The following is a 21,442-nucleotide window of genomic DNA, read 5'->3' as shown; positions in this document are numbered from 1 at the left end:
TTGGGGCTATCTTGAGCTTTTAAACGAAATAGTGCAATTTTCTTTTGACAGTTGCTTATAGTGGCTATATCATGCGCGACCTATGCAGAATCTTAAGCTTCCAATAACAATTAGTCCAACCCGCAGTGCTCAACGCAGACTTGTGTGTCAAGGTGTGTTTAAATTGTCGGCAATGACTAGACTGCTCGCTGAGTGCGAAAGCAATAGTGAGCATGTTCAAGTTAGTGTTAAGTTTGATGTTGATGAACGTGGTTTGACAGTTTTGTCAGGCACTGCCTCAACATCGGTTGCATTAACTTGTCAGCGCTGTAATGGTTCTTTTGAGCATTTACTTGAAGTAGAGTTTACTTTTAGTCCTGCAAAAAATGCCGAGGCTGCTGAAAACATTCCGTCATATTATGACGTAATAGAATTAGATGAAAATGGTGAAGTCAACTTGCTAGAACTTGTGGAAGAAGAGTTAATTCTTGTTATTCCATTAATTCCTAGGCATGAACTTAAAGATTGTCCAGCTGATGCTGATACAGTTTGGGGTGAATTGCCGGAAGAGCTAGAGAAGCCGAATCCATTTGAAGTATTAAAACAACTTAAATAGTTAATTTATTTAACTAATAACCGATTTAGGAGAAACTCATGGCAGTTCAAAAAAGCAAAAAGTCTCGTTCAAGACGTGGCATGCGCCGTTCACATGATGCATTAACAGCAGAAAACTTATCTGTAGATCCAGTATCTGGTGAAACGCACCGTCGTCACCACGTAACAGCTGATGGCTTTTACAAAGGCGTTAAAGTAATCGCTAAATAAGCGATTACATTTTTAGGCTTATCTCGTTTGAGCTTAAATGATGTCAAAAATCTAACGTTATCGTTAGATGTTATGGGGGGCGATAAAGGCCCCCTTATAACAATTCCCGCAGCAATAATGGCTATTAAAAGCCATCCTCATTTGCATCTTATCTTATGCGGCGACCCTCAAATTATAATTCCTATTGCGGCACGTTATGGCATGCCTGCAGAAAAACTTGAACAACACCCCCAATTAACGTTATATCCGACAACACAAGTTGTTGAAATGGACGATAAACCAGCCTTGGCTATGCGTACTAAAAAAGACTCTTCAATGCGTAAGTCTTTAGATTTAGTCCATCAAGGCAAAGCGCAAGCTTGTGTTAGCGCAGGTAATACCGGCGCATTATTATCCATGGCGCACTTCGTCTTAAAGAATTTACCAGGTGTTGAACGACCAGCACTAATTTCGGCATTACCGACCCACGATAAAAATAAACATGTCTTTATGCTAGATCTTGGCGCTAATGTTTTTTGTGATTCACATGTTCTCTATCAATTCGGTGTTATGGGCTCAGTGATGGCCGCACAAGTTGATGGCATCGAAAATCCACGTATTGCTTTATTGAATATGGGGGAAGAGTCGATGAAGGGCAGTGATCATATTAAATTAGCGGCAGTAGAGCTCACAGAGAATAGTGCTATTAATTATGTTGGCTTTATTGAGGGCTGTGACATTTTTGCCAATAAGGCTGATGTCATTGTTTGTGATGGTTTTGTCGGAAATGTGGCTCTGAAAACCTGTGAAGGGGTTGCTCGATTAGTACATAAACGCTCTAAGTCCATATTTACCGCTAATGTATTAACTTCACTGGTTGGATTTTTCTTTAAATCGAGCTTTAAAAAGTTGTTTAAGTCGATGAACCCCGACCAGTATAATGGCGCAAGTTTGATAGGATTACGGGGAATTGTGGTTAAAAGCCATGGTAATGCCAATTCAGCTGCTTTTTTAGCCGCGATTAGAGAAGCCATGAAAGAAGTTGAACGACAAGTTCCTGATAAAATTAAAGCGACTTTAGAGCAAGGTTTATCTGTTAACGAACAGTAAGAAACAAGTCATGCCTAAAGCGTTATCTACACGTTAATTAGATAATAAATAAGAGAATAACTTAATATGCAAAATACATTAGCATTCGTGTTTCCAGGTCAAGGCTCTCAAACTGTAGCTATGCTCAGTGATTTTACTGAGCATGATATTGTACAAGCAACATTTCAAGAAGCATCACAAGCACTTGGTTACGACTTATGGCAGTTAGTGTCACAAGGTCCAGTAGAGAAACTTAATCAAACGAATTTTACACAACCTGCTTTATTAACAGCGAGTGTTGCTTTATGGCGCGTATGGCAAGCAGAATCTGCTATTCAACCTGATATTATGGCAGGACATAGTTTAGGCGAATATTCAGCACTGGTTTGTGCAGGAGTGCTTTCTTTAACTGATGCAGTTGTATTGGTTGAAAAACGTGGCGAATTTATGCAAACAAGTGTGCCAGAAGGTGTTGGCGCTATGGCAGCTGTCATTGGATTAGAAGATGACGTTATTATTAATGCATGTCAGCAAGCACAAGAAAGTGAAGTGGTCTCAGCCGTAAACTTTAACTCTCCGGGTCAAGTGGTGATTGCAGGTCATAAAGCTGCTGTAGAAAGAGCCGGTGTTTTATGTAAGGCAGCGGGTGCTAAACGCGTTTTACCTTTACCTGTGAGCGTACCATCACATTGTGCATTAATGAAAGATGCCGCCGATAAACTTGCATTAGAGTTAGAAAAAGTGACGTTCAATGCACCTGCTATTGCAGTGGTTAACAATGTTGATGTTGCTACTGAAACCTCAGCACAAGCGATTAAAGCAGCCTTAGTTAAACAGTTATATTCACCAGTACGTTGGAGCGAAACAATTACATTGCTTGCAAACAACGGGGTAACAAAAGTCGCAGAGATTGGTCCAGGTAAAGTATTACAAGGATTAAATAAACGAATTGTTAAGTCAATTAGCTCAGTAAGCTTTAATGATAATGCGTCATTAGCACAGCTAAAAGAGTTAGCGGACAGTTAATTAGTAAAACCATTAAATTGAGATAACTCAATTTATTTTAGAATAAATACAATAGGTATAATTTATGTTTTCATTAACAGGTAAGGTTGCATTAGTTACAGGTGCTAGTCGTGGTATTGGTAAAGCTATTGCTATGCAATTACAAGCACTAGGTGCAACCGTTGTAGGTACAGCAACGTCAGAAAATGGCGCTGAAAAAATTTCAGAATATTTAGCGCAAGGTACAGTGCCGGGTACAGGCTTAGTACTTAATGTAACAAGTGATGAATCAATAAGCGCCATGTTTGATGCGATAAAAACAGCACATGGCAGCATCGATATTCTTGTTAACAATGCCGGTATTACTCGCGATAATTTGTTTATGCGAATGAAAGATGAAGAGTGGAGTGATATTATCGAAACCAACTTAACGTCAGTATACAAAGTCAGTAAAGCGGCTATTCGCCCTATGATGAAAAAACGTACTGGCCGTATCATTAATATTGGTTCAGTTGTTGGTACTATGGGTAATGCGGGACAAGTTAACTACGCTACTGCAAAAGCAGGCTTATTAGGCTTTACTAAAGCATTAGCCCGTGAAGTGGCTTCTCGTGGTATTACCGTTAATACAGTCGCACCAGGTTTTATTGATACCGACATGACACAAACACTCACAGATGAGCAAAAAGAAGGCATATTTTCACAAGTTCCAGCTAATAGACTAGGAAAACCTGATGAAATTGCGAGCACTGTTGCCTTTTTAGCGTCAGATGCTGCTGCTTATATCACTGGCGAAACTATTCATGTGAACGGTGGTATGTATATGGTTTAACCCTTTAAAAATAAAGGGTTGAAAGATGGTCTGACAGGTTGGTTTTATCTTTATTTAATACCTCAACAGGTTAGACCAGAGAAAAAATTAATATTAGATGCTTGCATGGCAAGCTTTTGACGAATACACTACACGCAATTTGAAAAAATGCACTTTCAGTAAAGGAAAAAAAATGAGTACTATCGAAGAACGCGTTAAAAAAATTACTATCGAACAATTAGGTGTTAGCGAAGCAGAAGTTAAAACTGAATCATCATTCGTTGACGATTTAGGTGCTGATTCACTAGACACTGTTGAATTAGTTATGGCGTTAGAAGAAGAATTTGATACTGAAATTCCTGACGAAGAAGCTGAAAAAATTACTACAGTTCAAGCAGCTATCGATTACGTTACTGCAAACCAGTAATAGCTGAGTTAGTTCATTTTATTGAACTTAACTAAAATAAAAAGCGGTATACTTATTTTAAAGTGACCGCTTTTTTTGTATCTACTCATATATTTCGGAGGCACCAACGATGAGACGCGTTGTAGTTACCGGTATTGGTGCACTTAGCCCGCTAGCCAATACAGCAGAAGAAACCTTTCAAAAATTGCTATTGGGGCAAAGTGGTATTAGCAATATTGAACATTTTGATACGACTAATTACACCACTAAATTTGCAGGTTTAGTTAAAGGCTTTGATGTTCAACAGTATATGGAGAAAAAAGAAGCCAAAAAAATGGATCTTTTTATTCAATATGGTGTTGCTGCAGGTGTACAGGCTTTTAATGATTCAGGTCTAGCGATCACAGAACAAAATGCGCCACGTGTTGGTGTTGCTGTTGGCTCAGGTATTGGTGGTTTAGGATTAATTGAAGATAATCATACTAAATTGATTAAAGCTGAAGGTAACCCTCGTAAGCTTTCGCCATTTTTTGTGCCATCTACCATTATTAATATGATTTCAGGTCACTTATCGATTATGTTCGGTTTGCAAGGTCCTAATATCTCTATTACTACAGCTTGTACTAGTGGTGTTCATAATATTGGCCATGCAGCACGAATGATTGCTTATGGTGATGCAGATGCTATGGTTGCTGGTGGCGCAGAAAAAGCGTCTACCACATTAGGTATGGGCGGCTTTGGCGCTGCTCGAGCGTTATCTCGTCGTAATGATGATCCACAAGCAGCATCTCGCCCTTGGGATAAAGACCGTGACGGTTTTGTTTTAGGTGATGGTGCAGGTGTTATTGTACTTGAAGAGTATGAACACGCTAAAGCTCGCGGTGCTAAAATATACGCTGAATTAGCTGGTTTTGGCATGAGCGGTGATGCTTACCACATGACTTCACCTCCTGAAAATGGTGATGGTGCGGCGCGTGCTATGCAAAATGCCATTAATGATGCCAAAGTAGATATTACTAAAATTGGCTATATTAATGCTCATGGTACCTCAACACCCGCGGGTGATATTGCAGAAACTAATGCAGTTAAAACTATTTTTGGCTCGCAAGCTAAGCAAGTTATGATGGGATCGACTAAATCGATGACAGGTCATTTACTTGGTGCGGCTGGTTCAATTGAAGCGATCTTTAGTATTCAAGCATTGATGCAAAATAAAGTACCAGCAACGATTAATTTAGATAACCCAGGTGAAGGTTGTGATCTAGATTATATTGCAGGCAGTGCGCGTGATGTGAACCTTGAGTATGTTTTATGTAACTCATTTGGATTTGGTGGCACAAACGGATCACTTGTTTTCAAAAAAATATAATCTTAATATAAAGTTAAGAGAATTATCTTGAACTCTTATCTAAAAGCCTGAATACTTCTTTATGCGTTATCATAAAAGTCTTCAGGCTTTTTTATTTCCGACTTTACAGTAAAAGGTGTTATGAAATACTGCTCAATTAACGGTGAAAAAATTAATCATATTGCGATTACTGATCGTGGCTTAGCCTATGGCGATGGTATTTTTACAACGGCTAAAATAGTTGCAGGACAAGTGTTATTGTTGCCAGAACATATTGATCGGTTAATTTTAGGCTGTAAGCAGCTTAATATTTCTTCTCCAATTAAAACTGAGCTAGAACATGAATTAGTAAGTGCTGCTAGCGGATTTTCATCAGGAGTACTTAAAGTCATTATTAGTGCTGGTAGTGGGGGAAGAGGCTATTCTAGACAAGGTTTAATTGCCGGTTCAACGCAACTTATTGTGATGGTATTTGATTTCCCTTCACATTACCCTCAACAAGCTCAAGAAGGGTTATCCTTAGGCATTAGCCAACAACAAATATCTATTAGTCCTATGCTTGGTGGCATTAAACATTTAAACCGTTTAGAGCAAGTGCTTTTACGTACAGAGCTAGATCAGCGTGTAGAAGATGATTTAGTCGTACTTAATACGCTTAGCGAGGTTGTTGAAGCGACAAGTGCTAATCTTTTCTATTGGCTTGATAATAAATTACACACACCGGCTTTAGGTTATTCAGGAGTTAATGGTTTAATACGTCAGACATTATTGAAGCATAATACTGATGTTGTGATCAAAAAAACCTCTTTGGATGATCTTAAAAAAGCAGAAGCAATGTTCATTTGTAATTGTGTTATGGGTATTATGCCAATTAACCAATTTAATAATAGAGCACTACCATTAAACCCGGTACAAGCTTTTATATCAACAACAAATGATTTGAATATTTACTAACTTAGTTTAACTCAGCCAGTTTACTAACCTGGCATATATAAAGGTAATAGTGTGCTTAGAAAAATAATTTTGGTGGTATTGTTACTTGGTTTAAGTGCGTTAGTCATTGTTAGTTTTAATATCAAGCAAGCGATGCAACAATCACTACCTTTATCGACGCCGCAACTATTAACGGTGGTTAAAGGTAGCTCGGTTAATAGCTTTAGCAAACAGTTAATATCACTAGGTTGGTTAAATAACAGCTTTTATTTGAAAAGCTACGTTAAAATCTTTCCGCAATATGCTCATATCAAAGCGGGTACTTACCAAGTTACGCCACAAACCAATTTACAAGAGTTATTGGCTTTATTAGTCTCGGGTAAAGAGCATCAGTTTACTATTACGTTTATTGAAGGCAGTACATTTAAAGAGAATTTAGCATTGTTAAAAGCAGATGCGCATATCACTCAAACATTAAATGGACAAGCTATAACCGATATAGCACAACTACTCAATATAGAACATGAAAACCCTGAAGGCTGGATATTTCCAGATACTTATGCTTTTACCTCAGGTACAACTGATGTTGCATTGTTAACCCGCGCTTATAAAAAAATGGTAAAGCAATTAAACCGATTATGGCAAACGCGTGCTCAAGAGTTACCATATCAATCAGCTTATGAAGTGCTTATTATGGCCTCCATCATTGAAAAAGAGACCAGCCATATACCAGAGCAGCCGATTATATCGGGGGTGTTTCTGAATCGCTTGCGTAAAAATATGCGTCTACAAACAGACCCTACAGTCATTTATGGTTTAGGGGATCGTTATCAAGGCGATATTACCTATGCTCACCTTCGTGAAAAAACCGCCTATAATACCTATCGAATAAATGGCTTGCCGCCAACACCAATAGCTCTGCCTGGCTTGACTGCATTACAAGCAACAGTAAACCCAGCAACAACAGATTATTATTATTTTGTTAGTCAAGGTAATGGACAGCACACTTTTAGTCGTACGTTAAGTGAGCACAATAAGGCGGTGAAACGTTATATCGAACAACAAGCGTTAAAAAATAAAAATTAATATTGAAATATAGTTTACTGTTATTTAAATAAAAAAATACACTTTTTGTTTTTTATGCCTCCAAGCTATTAATTATTGCCTATTTATAATTGTATTGTTATTTAGTTGGAATATAATTGCGCACACCTTGATTTTGCTCACATTAAAATAAAGTGCCTGCTTTACTTATCGTTAAAGTGTATTTATTACCTCAAATACAACTCTCGGGTAAGGTTAATACTGAGCAATGAAATAGAGTTATTAAGACACTCGCCCCAAATTAGAGAATAATTTTGAAAAAATTTATATTAACCATAATGCTTTTAATGGTTTCAATGCCATCATGGGCCTCAGCTGCAGGTGAGCTAAATTTAACTACCAGCTTAGCTGGGTTTACTGCACTTTCTTTATTTTTCATCGCTTACTTATTAGTTATTGGTGAAGAATTTATTCACTTACGCAAGTCAAAACCCGTGTTGGTTGCCGCAGGTATTATTTGGCTTATTATTGGTTGGGTTTATACACAGCATGGTATTCCAACTCACGCAGAAGAAGCATTCAATGAAAATCTTCTTGAATATGCACAGCTATTACTCTTCTTATTGGTGGCAATGACTTATATCAATGCCATGGAGGAGCGTGGTGTTTTTGACAGTCTACGTGTTTGGATGACCTCTAAAGGGTTAAGTCTACGCAGTTTATTTTGGGTAACGGGTATCTTAGCTTTTGCTATTTCATCTTTTGCGAACAACTTAACCACCGCAATGCTAATGTGTGCCATTGTACTTAAAGTAGCGCCTACGGATAACAAGTTTATTAACATCGCATGTATTAATATTGTTATCGCCTCAAATGCCGGTGGGGTATTTAGTCCTTTTGGTGACATTACAACGCTAATGATTTGGCAGGCAGGTTTAGTTAAATTTGAGCAGTTCTTTGTGCTATTCATTCCCTCATTAGTAAACTTCTTAATTCCTGCTTTGATTATGAGTTTCTTTATTTCTAATGAAAAATCAGAGCCTATCCTTGATGAAGAGTTCATCATTAAGCGTGGGGCTAAACGCATCATCTTTTTGTTTGTTTTAACCATAGCTACAGCGGTTATGTGTCATAGCTTTGTTAACATGCCACCAGTATTAGGCATGATGATGGGGTTAGGTTATTTGAAATTTTTAGGCTTTTATTTACGTCGAAGTTTACCGCGTTCGTTAAATAAAAAACGTACTTTAGCTGAAATAAATAACGATGAAAAAGCGTTAAAAAGGTTAGGTAATATTGTTCCATTTGATATTTTTGACAAAATAGCGCGTGCCGAGTGGGATACACTATTATTTTTCTACGGTGTGGTTATGTGTGTCGGTGGTTTAGGCTTTATGGGCTATTTAAGCTTAGTCTCTGAGCTACTTTACAGTAATTGGAGTCCAACCTATGCAAACATTGCAGTAGGCGTATTATCAGCGATTGTTGATAACATACCGGTAGTCTTTGCGGTATTAACAATGAACCCAGCGATGGATTTACAACAATGGCTACTGGTTACTATGACCGCAGGTGTTGGTGGGAGTTTATTATCGGTTGGCTCAGCTTCAGGTGTTGCACTAATGGGACAAACTAAAGGCAAATATTCTTTTATTGGTCACTTAAAGTGGAGCTGGGTTATTGCTCTGGGCTATGCCGCGAGTATTTATGTTCACTTTTTAATAAATGGCTAAGGGACATTGTTCATTAAGCCTTTAGCTTATTGAACAGGCTACACACTAAAGCTCCGTTGAGGTATATTCAGCGGAGCTTTTTTATTGGCTATTTAGCCCCGTTATCAAAATTATATAGATATTTGGTTTGTTAGACTTATTTATATGAATAATAAACTAAATAACGGTAATATATAGCTCGCTAATATATATAGCGAATTAGCCGCTTAAATATGCAATAAAAAATACCCAGTTCACACAAAAAAGAAGACGTTATGAAAAAAGGTTTTATGTTAGTTTGCGACGGAAGTAACGGCGCAGGTAAAACAACAGTAATTAAAAAAATTGAAACGTATTTAACTAATAAAGGTTTTGACGTTCTCCTAACGCGTGAGCCTGGTGGAACTCCTATTGGAGAAAGAATTAGAAGTATTATTCTTGACCCCGACTCATCTGAAATGCTTGATATAACCGAACTGATGTTATTTGGTGCTGCTAGAGCACAGCATATACAAGAAAAAATTGTTCCAGCGTTAAACCAAGGTAAAGTGGTTGTTTGTGATAGATTTGATGCTGCTACTATTAGCTTTCAACATTACGCACGGGGGATTGATATCAATATTATTAACCAAGTTAATAATTTAGCTTTAGCGGGCTTTTCTCCTGATATGAATATTATTTTAGACTTAGACCCTATCATTGGGCTTGAGCGAGTAAAGTCACGTGGTGATGGTTTAGATAGAATGGAAGATGAAAAACTCGACTTTTTAAATAGAGCGCGAGATGGCTACTTGCAACAAGCTAAGGCTTGTCCTGAAAAATTTACTGTTATTGACGCTTCACAAAGCCAAGAATCTGTAGCGAACGAGGTGATTTCGGTACTTGAACAATTAATCAAGCAGCATTCAAGGTAACGTTGAAAGTTACTGATAATTTTTAGTCGTGTTTCTACAAGGTTTAGCTATGATCTCGAATAAAGTAATTCTAACTCAGCAGTTTATTCAGCAGCGGTTACCTCACGCAATATTAATTACAGGGGCGCAAGGAGCAGGTAAAAAAGAGTTAGGGGAATGGTTGAGTCAGCTATTATTATGTCAGTCTCCTCAAAAAGTGTTTGTAAATGATGATCAGGATTATTATTTACAAGCGTGTCGTACATGCAAACATTGTCAGCTGAAACACAGCCATAGTTATCCTGATCACTTAATGTTAACGGCGCAAAATACCAGTATCGGTGTGGATGATGTCCGTCAAGCCAATCATTTTTTAGAAAAAACGGCACATATAGGTCATTATAAAACCTTATTAATCCCTCATGCTGAAATTATGACGGTGGCAGCGGCTAATGCTTTGTTAAAAACGTTAGAGGAGCCAACCAAACATAGTATTATTATGCTGTTAACACATGACAGTGATATGTTACTACCTACTATTATTAGTCGTTGTCGCTTAGTACATATTCAGCCGTTAGTTGGCGATAAGCTGCTCAGTAAAGTTAATTACCCTCTTAATGACGAAAATGCTAACTTTGTAAACCTAACGCACCTTCCTGAATTATCTGATGAAAGTACTCATCAGGCATATAAATTGTTTAAGCATGAATACTTGGCGCTACTTAATCACGAAAAAAGCGAGTCGACATTATTGACACTATTACGAGATAATAGTGAAGCATTACGATGGTTAGAAAAAATTACAGCCAACTTACAACGTGACCTCTCAGTAAATGCAGATACATTATTTTTAACAAATAAAAGTATTTCAATACAGTCACTGCATGATATTTATCAGTTAACCATTAAAGCGAGTAAAACTATAAAGTTATACCCTCAAGGGAATAAAGCCTTTATACTTGAAGAACTATTAATGTCGATTACGCAAATTGTTACTTCGTCACTTATAACTGAACAAGCGAAAGACTAGGGGGTCTTTGTGGTACCATTATCTATTGAGTTTCACTCGGAACGTGACTTATATTTGGCTTTTATGCCATTTTTAAAAGAAGGTGGTTTATTTGTAAGAACACCACGACAGTACGAGTTAGGTGCTGAAGTTGAACTACATGTTTTATTACCAGATGCTTTAGAGCCTTCTACCGTTAAAGGGGAAGTTTGCTGGTTAACGCCTATTGGCGCACAAAATGGCACACCTCCAGGTGTTGGCGTTAGCTTTCTTGATGATCCTGAAAAAGTGCGTCATCAAATCGAACAAATAATTGCACGACAACTAAATTCATCTGAAGCGACGTTAACCATGTAACGCCCCTTCCATTAAAAATTTTTACTAGCACTATTTTTGTTTAATCATTTACGATTAAATTTAAACCGACCATATACAGGGTACTTCGTTGTTTATTGATTCTCACTGTCACTTAGATCGCCTTGATCTTTCGCTTTATAATAATAATCTTGATAATGTGTTACTTAATGCAACTCAAGCAGGTGTTTCTAAACTGCTTTGTGTGAGCGTTACTTTAAGTAGCTTTTCCGATATGGCTGAAAAAACAGCACATTATGACAATGTATTGTTAACCTGTGGGGCACACCCTTTAAATCAAGAAGATGCAATAGATACCGAGCAACTACTTTCCTTATCAACCAATGATAGAGTAATTGCCATTGGTGAAACTGGTTTAGATTATCACTATGCACCTGAAACCAAAGCATTGCAGATTGACTCATTTCGAAAACATATTCAAGTTGCTAAAAAGTTAGGTAAACCCTTAATTATTCATACCCGTGCAGCCCAAGAAGATACACTTGCTATTATGCGAGAAGAGGGCGCTGATGAAGTTGGCGGAATTCTACATTGCTTTACTGAAAGTTGGGATATGGCAGAGCAAGCTTTAGCATTAGGGTTTTATATTTCGTTCTCCGGTATCGTTACTTTCAAAAATGCAACCGAGCTACGTGAAGTTGCCGCTTTAGTACCCGATGATAAATTTCTTATTGAAACAGATTCCCCTTACCTTGCGCCAGTGCCTTATCGGGGTAAAGAAAATCAACCAGCTTTTGTTGTTGAGGTGGCCAAACACCTTGCGAGTATTCGTGGTCAATCAGTTGAAACTATTGCTAAACTCTCGTCTGATAATTTTAATCGCTTGTTTTCCTTAACAGTTTCCAGTTAATTGCGTGCGTAGCGTTTATGCTACTTGACTGATGAAAATATAAAAAAAGCCCATAATCTTCATTATGGGCTAAACAATGGCTCAAGGGGTTCGAGCCGTGCGCTAATTAAGGTAACTTAGCAATAAAAACATGTGCGAGCATTCATCTATTGATAAGGCAAGTCTAACGTTACATAACTGTAACACTTCCTCACCTCATGTAGTTAAGTGTAGTGTAACTATGAGAGAACGCTAATTTTTTTACAATAAATACCCTAGTGTTTAACGTGTTGATTTTATTTTAAAATATTTATTGGATTATCTGAGGGGGTAATGAAAATAGAATCTTGTACACAAGCTTGTATGAATATATAAATGGCTTATGTACAAGATATTCACAAGGTGTTCTCGTTAATCTTTCGTGGTAGTTAACAAAGATAAACTATCTAATAAAGCTAAGCTTTCTTCGGCAAAACCAACACCAGCTTCAGTGTAAAAATTGAATACTTTATCAATACCGTACTCTTGTAGTTCAATACGCTCATCTTCATAACGCGCAACCGCTGCAATTTTTCCTTGGTACTTAGCCCCTTTGAGTTGGGTGGTGATGTTCATTGCATCTTGTACGGCAGGTAATGCTAACAATACTAATTCAATTTGTGATAAGTCGATACTCTCCCAAAAATGTATATCTTCAGCATCGCCATAATAAGCTTCTATGTTTTGCTCATTCAACCAAGTGATTTTTTCTTTGTCGGCATCTAGACCCCAAGCGTGGCTTTCGCTATGGTTATTAATAGCGCGATAAGCCCCCATGCCGACTCGACCCATGCCTATAATTACGATGGGCCTTTTACAAGGTTGAGTGAAAATATCTTCTTCAAGTTTAGTGTCTCTTTCAAACTGAGCAAGCAAAGGACGGTACTTTGAAAATATTACGTGTGAGAAGCTGTAAATAACGGTTGTAAGAATAAATGACAATGATACAGCTAGTGCTAATATAACTAACCAATCATTACTTAACCAGCCAGCGCTAACACTTAGTGCACCAACAATTAAGCCAAACTCACTAAAGTTACTTAATGATAGCGCACTTAAAAATGCACTTCTGCATCGCATTTTTAATAATGTAAAAATGCCATAAAACAAGGTAAATTTTATTGGAATTAATAGCATTAGCATACTGGCTAAGCCTAGCATTTCAAGTGTTGGTACCGCAGTGAAACCAATAGATAGGAAGAAACCAATTAAAAATAAATCTTTAAAACTCATTAATGCTTTGTTAATTTCAGTGGCTTTTTGATGAGAGGCGAGAAACATGCCGATAATGAGCGCACCTAAGTCGCCTTTAATATTAACCAACTCAAATAACTCATAGCTGCCTAGCGCAATGAAAAAACCAGCTAATGGAATTAATTCACCATGACCGACATAGTTAATCATTCTATTAATGAGCGGCTTAATTAAAAATAAGCCAAGTAGTGAAAATGCCCATATAGAAGGGGTTTTACCTGTAGCTACTACTAAAAATGCAACAGCAACAATGTCTTGTATAACAAGAATACTAACGGCTAGCTTGCCATGGCGAGTACGCATTTCGCCATTTTCTTCTAATAACTTAATAACGCATACTGTACTACTAAAGCTTAGGGCAAAGGCGATTAAGATCGCAGTAATAATGTCTAATTCACTAAAGTAACTAATTGAAAATAATGCAAAGAGTTTAAAAATACTAATACAAGCGATGATCCACGTAAGCGTGTGTAATGAGCTGCCTAACCATACTTCAGTTTTAAATAGGTTTTTAACATCAAGCTTTAAACCAATAGTAAACAGCATTAAGGTAATACCTAAGTCACTGAGTAAGGTTAGGCTGTCATCAGATTGGTAGCCCATCATGTTTAGTGCAAAGCCAGCAGCAAGATAACCTATTGATGGAGGTAATGAGGTGCCTTTGGCAATTAAACCGCAAATGAAAGCAAAAGAGATCCAAATAAAATCCATAAAACCTGTATATCCTCAAATAGAGTTAGTGAAAAGATGCGTTAAAGCATGATAGATATAGTAGCCGTTTAACAAGTCACTATGATGTTATTACATTATATAAATTAAATGATTTTCAACTCATAAATAATTACTTGTAATGAATGAATTGTACCTTAAAAAAGTGCTTTTAGGGTAATTAAAAATGAATAACAACAAGGTGATAGCGATACCTGTCACCATAGTGAACTTAGTGGGATTATTATTATTTTAAGTAAATAATCGATATAGTTAACTATCTGTTTTTCATGTATATTGACAGTATAGTATTTTAAGGAAAATAACCTCATGGTTTTACTCTCAAATAACAATTCGCTGGTAAAAGGCTTTGTTACCGTCGCTGCTATTTTTATTATTTTTGCGGGGATTAAAACCGCCGCGAATATTTTAGTTCCTTTTCTTTTATCAATTTTTATTGCCATTATTTGCAATCCCCTGATTAAAAAAGCAAGTGACTATAATATCCCTAAGGCGATTTCAGTCATTACCGTTATTGCTATTTTTGTTGTGTTAGCACTATCACTCACGGGGCTTGTCGGACAATCATTGAATGAGTTGTCGCAGCATATTCCACATTATCGAGAGCAGCTAAAACAGCAGTTTGTTTGGCTAACCGAGTTTTTTAGCCGTTATGATATTCATCTATCTATTGATATTTTTACGGAGTATTTTGATCCCGCTGCAGCAATGGGGTTAGCAGCAGATATGTTGAGTGGTTTTGGCTCAGTTATGGCTAATTTATTTCTCATTATTTTAACGGTGGTGTTTATGTTGTTTGAGGCCTCATCGTTTCCTAATAAAATTCATTTTGCGTTAGATGACCCACAAATGCGTTTAAAGCAAATAGAGCGTTTTTTATCTTCAGTGAATAATTATATTGCGATAAAAACCTTAGTAAGTATTGCTACGGGTTGTATCGTTTCCTCAATGTTATGGGCGTTTGGTTTAGATTTCTTCTTGCTTTGGGGGGTGCTAGCTTTTTTATTAAACTACATACCTAATATTGGCTCAATCATTGCGGCGGTACCCCCGGTAACATTAGCTATATTACAACTTGGTATTCCTGAAGCTGGTTTAATTGGCCTTGGCTACATTATGATAAATATGGTGATGGGCAATATTATAGAGCCACGTTATTTAGGTAAAGGGTTAGGTTTATCAACATTAGTGGTTTTTCTTTCGTTAATATTCTGGGGCTGGTTGCTAGGAACTGTAGGGATGTTATTGAGCGTACCATTGACTATGATCTTAAAAATAGGGTTAGAAAACTCACCTGAAGGGCGTTGGTTAGCGGTATTATTAAGTGATGAGCAAGAAGTTGATGAAAAGGCTAAACAAGCAGAAGCATTACTTATTGGCTCTGAGAGTAGTTAAGATAGTGTGATGCTAAATGTTCACATAGAGCTTGATTTTTAGCTACTTTGAGTGAACAACGCAGTAGCGAAAAGCTTTATATTGCGTTGTTCAGAACATTCGGACTTTACAGTATTTAGTTGACGAGGCTATTACGTTAATTAATACTTTATTGTACGGTTGTTGAGTCGGCAAGGCGCGATAATTCGTTAATACGTTGCTGACTGAGCAAAATATAACATTCTTTATATGCTAACCCAGCGCTGATATCCGGTGAAATAGCTAAATACTGCCAACGACAATTGTTTTCTCGATAGGTGGTAAAGTTATTTTGCGAGCGTTTAAACATGTTTAGCGCAGAGTTTCTACCTTGAACTAACGCTTGCTCTTCTAAGTTAAATTGATGCAAATTTAGCCATGTTTGCATCTCTTTATCAATAACGTGAGTGGCTTTATCTAAACACTGTGATATTGCTTTTGTTGTAGCGTTTTCTTTGAGGTTGTTACGGCACTCTTCTACAGGGCTGGCGGCATAAATCAACGGACTTGCTAATAGGCTTAACAGCAAACTACTTGTGGTTAATGCTTTCATAGTAGCGTTATTAAAAAACATGGTTATTTTACCTAAAATTAATAAGAATAAAAACGACGTAACCTAGATAGGTGCTCGTATGGAAAGTACTACCGAATACTTAAGCAGGTAATACTTTCTTATAAGGTTTTACGGTAACTTTTTCATATACCCCAGCTGCAATATAAGGATCTTCATCTGCCCATATTTGTGCAGCTTGTAGATTGTCAAACTCTGCAACAATTAATGATCCTGTAAACCCTGCGCTGCCTGGATCTTCACTATCAATAGCAGGGCATGGGCCAGCTATTAACAATTTACCTTGAGATTGTAGCGCACTTAACCTCGCTAAATGCTGTTCTCTTACTGATAATCGTAATGGCAGTGAGTTTTTAACGTCTTCACTATATATTAAATAAAACATGGTGGCTCCTAAAGGGAATTATTGTTCTTTGTTAAAGCGTTCTGGCTATTTCTGGTGATTCTTCTGACATATATTTATTCAATAAATAGTATTGAAACTATGGCAGATCTAAATATCATAGCGGTTAATCCTAGCCTCTAAATTATAGCTATAAGCAATATAAAGGGTTAAATCGGCAAAAAGTAGACCTGACTCAGTAAATTTGTTCCAAATATAGTCAGATAACCTCATAGATTCATTGGGTAATAGTTTAATGATATTACGCTTGAAAATAAAGTTACTGATAATTTACGCTAGAGAAAAATAAATTAACAATAATTATCCTCGGTTCAATCAAAGTATCGTCTTGTAAATAAATGGTTAAACAGCCAAAAAACGACCAAGCTAAATACAATCTAACGTTGAGTAGGTATTTGCTCTTTTCTTTACACGATAATAAATCATTTTCAGGGCCTTTACGCCAATAAGAAAGGCTGTTACCCAGTAAATATCATCAGTGGAAACACTCAAAAAAATAAGTGCATATAATGTCATGGTTACAGTGTTTTTTCGCTAATTTTAACGAATGACGTCTTAATAACCAAGAGTATAGTTTTTAACTTTATAGCTAATAAAAAGTAGAGGGGGTTATTTAATTTAAAACTTTTAAATCCGGACAACTTGCATTCAAAAAAATCTGTCATATGCTTAAAACTAATAGATAAAATAACAAATATATGGATATACCCTGCAAATGATAAAACTCCCTAGTGATTTAACGATTGCTCAAGTCAATGAGTATCAAGCTCAAATATTGCCCATAATTGAAAAAGAAAGCGCTATTACTATTGATGATAGTGATCTTACGCGTATTGATACCATAGGAGTGCAATTTATCTTAGCTGTGGTCACTTACATTATTGCTCAAGGTAAAGAAATTATTTGGCAATCTAAATCACCTATATTACGCGACAGTATCAAACAGTTAGGTATTAGTGATGCTATTTTATTGCAATACATAATGGATTAAATAGCAACATTAAAAGTTAGCATGATGTTTATTTATAGTAATAATAATGAGGAAGACTAAATGACTACAGTTTTAGTTGTCGACGACTCTAATTCAATTAGAGATATGGTAAGTTTTACCTTAAAAAGCGCAGGGTACCAAACTGTAGAAGCTAAAGATGGCCGAGATGGCTTAACTAAGGCTCAAACAGGACGTTTTGATTTGGTTATTTCAGATGTCAATATGCCTAATATGGACGGTATATCTCTTTGCGGAGAATTACGCAAGCTGCCTAACTTTCAATTTACACCAATATTAATGCTTACAACGGAAAGCTCTACCGATATGAAAATGCGTGGTAAATCTGCAGGTGCTACCGGTTGGTTGGTAAAACCATTTAATCCGGAAAAGTTATTAGCGACCATTAAACGTGTCGTTAGATAAATAAACTGAGCAAGCACCTGATGAGGAATTTGTTATGAGCGTTGATTTATCACAATTTATCCCTAGCTTTTTAGAAGAAAGCTTTGAGGGGTTAGCGTTAATGGAAGCAGGTTTGTTAAACCTTCACCCAGGTGATAATGAAACCATTCACTCTATTTTTAGAGCCGCACACTCAATTAAAGGCGGAGCAGGTACTTTTGGTTTTAATAATGTTACCGAGTTTACTCATTTAGTTGAAACCTTACTTGATGAAATGCGAGACGGACGCCGAGAAGTTAGTTCAAGCGATATCGAAATACTCTTAGAGTCAGTAGATTGTATACGCTTGTTAATTGAAGCTGCTCGAGATGAGCAAAGCTATGATAAAGAAAAAGTAGCTAAAACATCAACTCGGTTAAGTGAAACTCTGGCAAATCATCCAAGTACCTCAAATGCTACCTTAAGAAATGATGAGTCAGTAAACAACCATTCACCTGGAGTTGACTCAACCATAAGTGATGCTCCTAAAGATGAAGGTGCTTTGAGTGAAGCTCCTGTGAAGAACCAATATAATATTAACTTTATCCCTGAATTAAGCTTAGCTAAAACAGGTAACGACCCACTATTTTTATTTAGTGCCCTTGCAGAGTTAGGTGAGTTAACCATTTTTGCATCTACGGCTGAATTACCAGCCTTAACCGATATTGATGCACAAGAGCTTTATCTTCATTGGAATATTTTGCTTAACTCTACCGCTAGTATTGCAGATATTGCTGAAATATTTGAGTGGGTGGAAGATGAATGTGTTTTAGACATTACATTGATCGAAGAAGCGCAAATTAATACTGAAAGCCATCAAGACCTAATATTAGACAATAACCCTGAAGTTAGTTTATCTAATAACGAGAGCCCAGCAGAAAAAATAGTAGAAGTATCTTCTGAAACTACGTTATCCCTCGCCAGTGAAAACCAAATAGAAGTACCTGCGGTAAATAATAGCACTATAGAAAAAGAAGCCATGACGAGCAAACCTAAGAGTAAAGCAGATGCTGGGTCTATACGTGTAGGCGTTGATAAAGTTGATAGCTTAATCAACCTCGTTGGTGAGCTTGTTATTACGCAATCAATGCTTTCTGAGTTGGGTAATGATTTTGATATCAGTAAAGTTGAGCGCCTTACTAATGGCTTAGAACAACTACTACAAAATACGAAAGAGCTACAAGAAAGCGTAATGCGTATTCGTATGTTACCTATCAGCTTTGCTTTTAATCGTTTTCCTCGTTTAGTTCATGATTTAGCGATTAAAACAGGCAAAGAAATCGAGTTAGTAATCAAGGGAGAGCAAACGGAGCTAGACAAAACGGTCATGGAGCAAATAGGCGATCCGTTAACTCACTTAGTACGCAACGCTGCTGATCATGGTATTGAATCTCAAGAAGTCAGACTTGAAAACGGAAAGGCAGTCAAAGGAGTCATTAGTTTAGATGCTTATCATCAAGGTGGAAATATTGTTATTGAGATAAGCGATGATGGCGCGGGCATTAATCCTGAAGTTATTTTCAAAAAAGCCGTTGAAAAAGGGTTAATTGATAGCTCAGTTACGTTAACTGACGCACAAACTTATGACTTGCTCTTTGAGCCCGGCTTTTCAACAGCGGCAGCTATTACCGATATTTCTGGTCGCGGAGTAGGTATGGATGTTGTTAAGCGCAATATTCAAGCACTTGGCGGTCGTATTCAAGTTGACTCTGTGATTGGAAAAGGAAGTACATTTAAAGTTAATTTACCGCTAACTTTAGCCATTCTAGATGGGCAGCTAGTGAGGGTTGGTACCGAGGTTTATATTATTCCTCTCATTGCCATTGTTGAATCTTTACAGATCGATGACAAACTTATCAATAGGGTTTCAGGCGACATGGTTCTTTATCGACTAAGAGAAGATAATGTTCCAATAATTCCTTTATATCAAATATTTAACCTAAAAGCAGAGAAAAAAGATTTGCATAACGCGTTACTTGTGGTGGTGGAAGCTGATGGGCAAAAAGTAGGCTTGCTAGTTGATGATTTATTAGCACAACAGCAAGTGGTTATTAAAAGTTTAAAAGATAATTACCAGCAAGTTGATGGTGTGTCTGGCGCTACTATTTTAGGCGATGGCTCTGTGGCAATGATATTAGATATCTCAGGTATTATCCATATGGCACTGGAGCGTGCGCAACAAACACAAACCCTTTCTAGTTATAGCGTTGCATAGGAGCGTTACTGTGAATATTCAAGCAATGGCTCAAGAAATTCCTCCTGAAGGAGAACATAGCCTTGAAGGAATTGATTTTATTATTAGCGGTGATCAATACCTAACTTTTTTACTAGCAGACGAACAATATGCAGTTGATATTTTATGTGTAGAAGAAATTCGTAGCTGGGAAAAGCCAACAATCATTCCTAATGCCCCTTTATGCATTAAAGGTGTTATTAACATGCGTGGCGTTATTGTTCCTATTGTTGACTTACGTATTAAGTTTCATGTTGGTGAAGCAGTGTATTTAGATACAACAGTAGTAATCGTACTAACATATCAGTCGGAAGATAAATCACGCACCATAGGGTTTGTTGTTGATGCAGTTTCCGATGTGCTTAATGTAGAAGAACAAGAGATTAAACCCGCACCTGCCTTTGGTGGTAGTGTCGCACAACAATTTATTGAAGGGTTAATTAATAACGATACTAATATTGTTACGTTATTAAATGTTGCGCAATTACAACAAATAGAGCGACATGCTTCGTAGTACTCATGGATATTAAACTTTTTATTTAACGCATTGAATAGGACTGACCATGGTTGATCAAGAGCAAGAGTATTTAACTTTTATGCTTCAAGGTGAAGAGTATGGAGTTGATATTCTGTGTGTTCAAGAAATCAGAGTATGGAGCTCAGTAACACAACTTCCTAATAAGCCAGATTATATTAAAGGTGTCATTAATTTACGTGGCGTAATCATCCCCATTCTTGATTTGAGATTACGCTTTGGGCAACCTCCGTTAGATTACAACGAACAAACTGTCACTATTATCCTTAGACAACACAGTCATCAAAAAACAAGTGTTGTTGGTATTGTGGTTGATGCTGTTTCAGAAGTATATAAATTTTCTAATTCAACAATCCGTAATGCACCCGACTTTGGTAATAACATTGATCGTTGTTTCTTAAAAGGGCTAGCGGCAGTCGACGATAAACTAATTATTTTACTCGATAGTGAAACGCTACTCAATGAAGACGATTTATACTGCATAGAACATCAAAAGCCAGAAAGTCTAGAAGAGGTTACATTACCGCTTGATAGTAATGACTGTACCGATAAGCAAATAATAAAAGTATAACGATCACTAAGTAAACAAGACTAAT

At 37.0% G+C, this 21,442-nt stretch carries 23 protein-coding genes; 20 read left to right on the top strand and 3 right to left on the bottom strand.

Features of this window, described 5'->3' with window-relative positions:
* Positions 1–82: 82 nt before the first annotated feature.
* The 14 genes from yceD (at position 83) to ABD005_RS11425 (ending at position 12,258) form a co-directional block, all read left to right on the top strand.
* Positions 83–595, top strand: a complete 513-nt coding sequence (gene yceD, locus ABD005_RS11490) for a 23S rRNA accumulation protein YceD (protein WP_343817512.1) — start codon at positions 83–85, stop codon at positions 593–595.
* A gap of 38 nt (positions 596–633) precedes the next feature.
* Positions 634–804, top strand: a complete 171-nt coding sequence (gene rpmF, locus ABD005_RS11485; RefSeq protein WP_116000475.1) for a 50S ribosomal protein L32 — start codon at positions 634–636, stop codon at positions 802–804.
* A 72-nt stretch (positions 805–876) separates the two neighbouring features.
* Positions 877–1,893, top strand: coding sequence for a phosphate acyltransferase PlsX (gene plsX, locus ABD005_RS11480; protein ID WP_252738813.1), 1,017 nt, complete (start codon positions 877–879; stop codon positions 1,891–1,893).
* 66 nt (positions 1,894–1,959) lie between these two features.
* Complete coding sequence (gene fabD, locus ABD005_RS11475) at positions 1,960–2,898, top strand: ACP S-malonyltransferase (protein ID WP_343817507.1); 939 nt, start codon at positions 1,960–1,962, stop codon at positions 2,896–2,898.
* Between the two features lie 64 nt (positions 2,899–2,962).
* Complete coding sequence (fabG, locus tag ABD005_RS11470) at positions 2,963–3,709, top strand: 3-oxoacyl-ACP reductase FabG (protein ID WP_215979210.1); 747 nt, start codon at positions 2,963–2,965, stop codon at positions 3,707–3,709.
* Positions 3,710–3,881: 172 nt separating this feature from the next.
* Positions 3,882–4,115 (top strand): acyl carrier protein, encoded by a 234-nt coding sequence (acpP, locus tag ABD005_RS11465; protein ID WP_118958804.1) that lies wholly within the window; start codon positions 3,882–3,884, stop codon positions 4,113–4,115.
* 109 nt (positions 4,116–4,224) lie between these two features.
* A complete protein-coding gene (gene fabF, locus ABD005_RS11460) occupies positions 4,225–5,463 on the top strand; it encodes a beta-ketoacyl-ACP synthase II (RefSeq protein WP_215979209.1) in 1,239 nt (412 codons plus the stop codon).
* Positions 5,464–5,583: 120 nt separating this feature from the next.
* Positions 5,584–6,396: an aminodeoxychorismate lyase gene (pabC, locus tag ABD005_RS11455; protein ID WP_343817503.1), complete on the top strand. Its 813-nt coding sequence runs from the start codon at positions 5,584–5,586 to the stop codon at positions 6,394–6,396.
* A 51-nt stretch (positions 6,397–6,447) separates the two neighbouring features.
* The gene (mltG, locus tag ABD005_RS11450; RefSeq protein WP_343817501.1) at positions 6,448–7,461 is read left to right on the top strand and encodes an endolytic transglycosylase MltG; all 1,014 of its coding nucleotides are present in this window, start codon (positions 6,448–6,450) and stop codon (positions 7,459–7,461) included.
* Positions 7,462–7,757: 296 nt separating this feature from the next.
* The gene (nhaD, locus tag ABD005_RS11445; protein ID WP_343817629.1) at positions 7,758–9,152 is read left to right on the top strand and encodes a sodium:proton antiporter NhaD; all 1,395 of its coding nucleotides are present in this window, start codon (positions 7,758–7,760) and stop codon (positions 9,150–9,152) included.
* A gap of 254 nt (positions 9,153–9,406) precedes the next feature.
* Positions 9,407–10,045 (top strand): dTMP kinase, encoded by a 639-nt coding sequence (tmk, locus tag ABD005_RS11440; protein WP_215979206.1) that lies wholly within the window; start codon positions 9,407–9,409, stop codon positions 10,043–10,045.
* A 49-nt stretch (positions 10,046–10,094) separates the two neighbouring features.
* Positions 10,095–11,054: a DNA polymerase III subunit delta' gene (locus ABD005_RS11435; protein WP_343817498.1), complete on the top strand. Its 960-nt coding sequence runs from the start codon at positions 10,095–10,097 to the stop codon at positions 11,052–11,054.
* Positions 11,055–11,063: 9 nt separating this feature from the next.
* Positions 11,064–11,390, top strand: coding sequence for a PilZ domain-containing protein (locus ABD005_RS11430; protein ID WP_343817497.1), 327 nt, complete (start codon positions 11,064–11,066; stop codon positions 11,388–11,390).
* A gap of 88 nt (positions 11,391–11,478) precedes the next feature.
* On the top strand, positions 11,479–12,258 hold the full coding sequence (locus ABD005_RS11425) for a TatD family hydrolase (protein WP_343817496.1): 780 nt from the start codon (positions 11,479–11,481) through the stop codon (positions 12,256–12,258).
* A 390-nt stretch (positions 12,259–12,648) separates the two neighbouring features.
* Here ABD005_RS11425 and ABD005_RS11420 read toward each other — a convergent pair whose 3' ends face one another.
* On the bottom strand, positions 12,649–14,241 hold the full coding sequence (locus tag ABD005_RS11420) for a cation:proton antiporter domain-containing protein (protein WP_343817494.1): 1,593 nt from the start codon (positions 14,239–14,241) through the stop codon (positions 12,649–12,651).
* 327 nt (positions 14,242–14,568) lie between these two features.
* On the opposite strand from ABD005_RS11420, the gene ABD005_RS11415 reads away from it, so the two are divergent.
* The gene (locus tag ABD005_RS11415) at positions 14,569–15,654 is read left to right on the top strand and encodes an AI-2E family transporter (RefSeq protein WP_343817492.1); all 1,086 of its coding nucleotides are present in this window, start codon (positions 14,569–14,571) and stop codon (positions 15,652–15,654) included.
* A gap of 148 nt (positions 15,655–15,802) precedes the next feature.
* On the opposite strand, the gene ABD005_RS11410 is transcribed toward ABD005_RS11415, so the two are convergent.
* Positions 15,803–16,246, bottom strand: a complete 444-nt coding sequence (locus ABD005_RS11410; RefSeq protein WP_252738797.1) for a lysozyme inhibitor LprI family protein — start codon at positions 16,244–16,246, stop codon at positions 15,803–15,805.
* A 79-nt stretch (positions 16,247–16,325) separates the two neighbouring features.
* Positions 16,326–16,628, bottom strand: a complete 303-nt coding sequence (locus ABD005_RS11405; protein WP_215979200.1) for a YciI family protein — start codon at positions 16,626–16,628, stop codon at positions 16,326–16,328.
* Positions 16,629–17,361: 733 nt separating this feature from the next.
* Between ABD005_RS11405 and ABD005_RS11400 the strand changes: the two genes are divergently transcribed.
* From ABD005_RS11400 to ABD005_RS11380, 5 genes are read left to right on the top strand one after another with little or no spacing between them, the layout of a single operon-like run.
* Positions 17,362–17,637, top strand: a complete 276-nt coding sequence (locus ABD005_RS11400) for an STAS domain-containing protein (RefSeq protein ID WP_343817490.1) — start codon at positions 17,362–17,364, stop codon at positions 17,635–17,637.
* A 60-nt stretch (positions 17,638–17,697) separates the two neighbouring features.
* On the top strand, positions 17,698–18,060 hold the full coding sequence (locus ABD005_RS11395) for a response regulator (RefSeq protein ID WP_215979198.1): 363 nt from the start codon (positions 17,698–17,700) through the stop codon (positions 18,058–18,060).
* A gap of 34 nt (positions 18,061–18,094) precedes the next feature.
* Positions 18,095–20,293: a chemotaxis protein CheA gene (locus tag ABD005_RS11390; protein ID WP_343817488.1), complete on the top strand. Its 2,199-nt coding sequence runs from the start codon at positions 18,095–18,097 to the stop codon at positions 20,291–20,293.
* Positions 20,294–20,303: 10 nt separating this feature from the next.
* Entirely contained in the window at positions 20,304–20,825 is a 522-nt protein-coding gene (locus ABD005_RS11385; protein ID WP_215979196.1) for a chemotaxis protein CheW, read from the top strand.
* Between the two features lie 49 nt (positions 20,826–20,874).
* On the top strand, positions 20,875–21,417 hold the full coding sequence (locus ABD005_RS11380; protein WP_343817486.1) for a chemotaxis protein CheW: 543 nt from the start codon (positions 20,875–20,877) through the stop codon (positions 21,415–21,417).
* The last annotated feature ends 25 nt before the right edge of the window (positions 21,418–21,442 follow it).

This window comes from Colwellia asteriadis, assembly GCF_039523295.1.
GTDB classification, from domain to species: domain Bacteria; phylum Pseudomonadota; class Gammaproteobacteria; order Enterobacterales; family Alteromonadaceae; genus Colwellia; species Colwellia asteriadis.
This window is presented reverse-complemented; position numbering and strand designations above follow the sequence as displayed.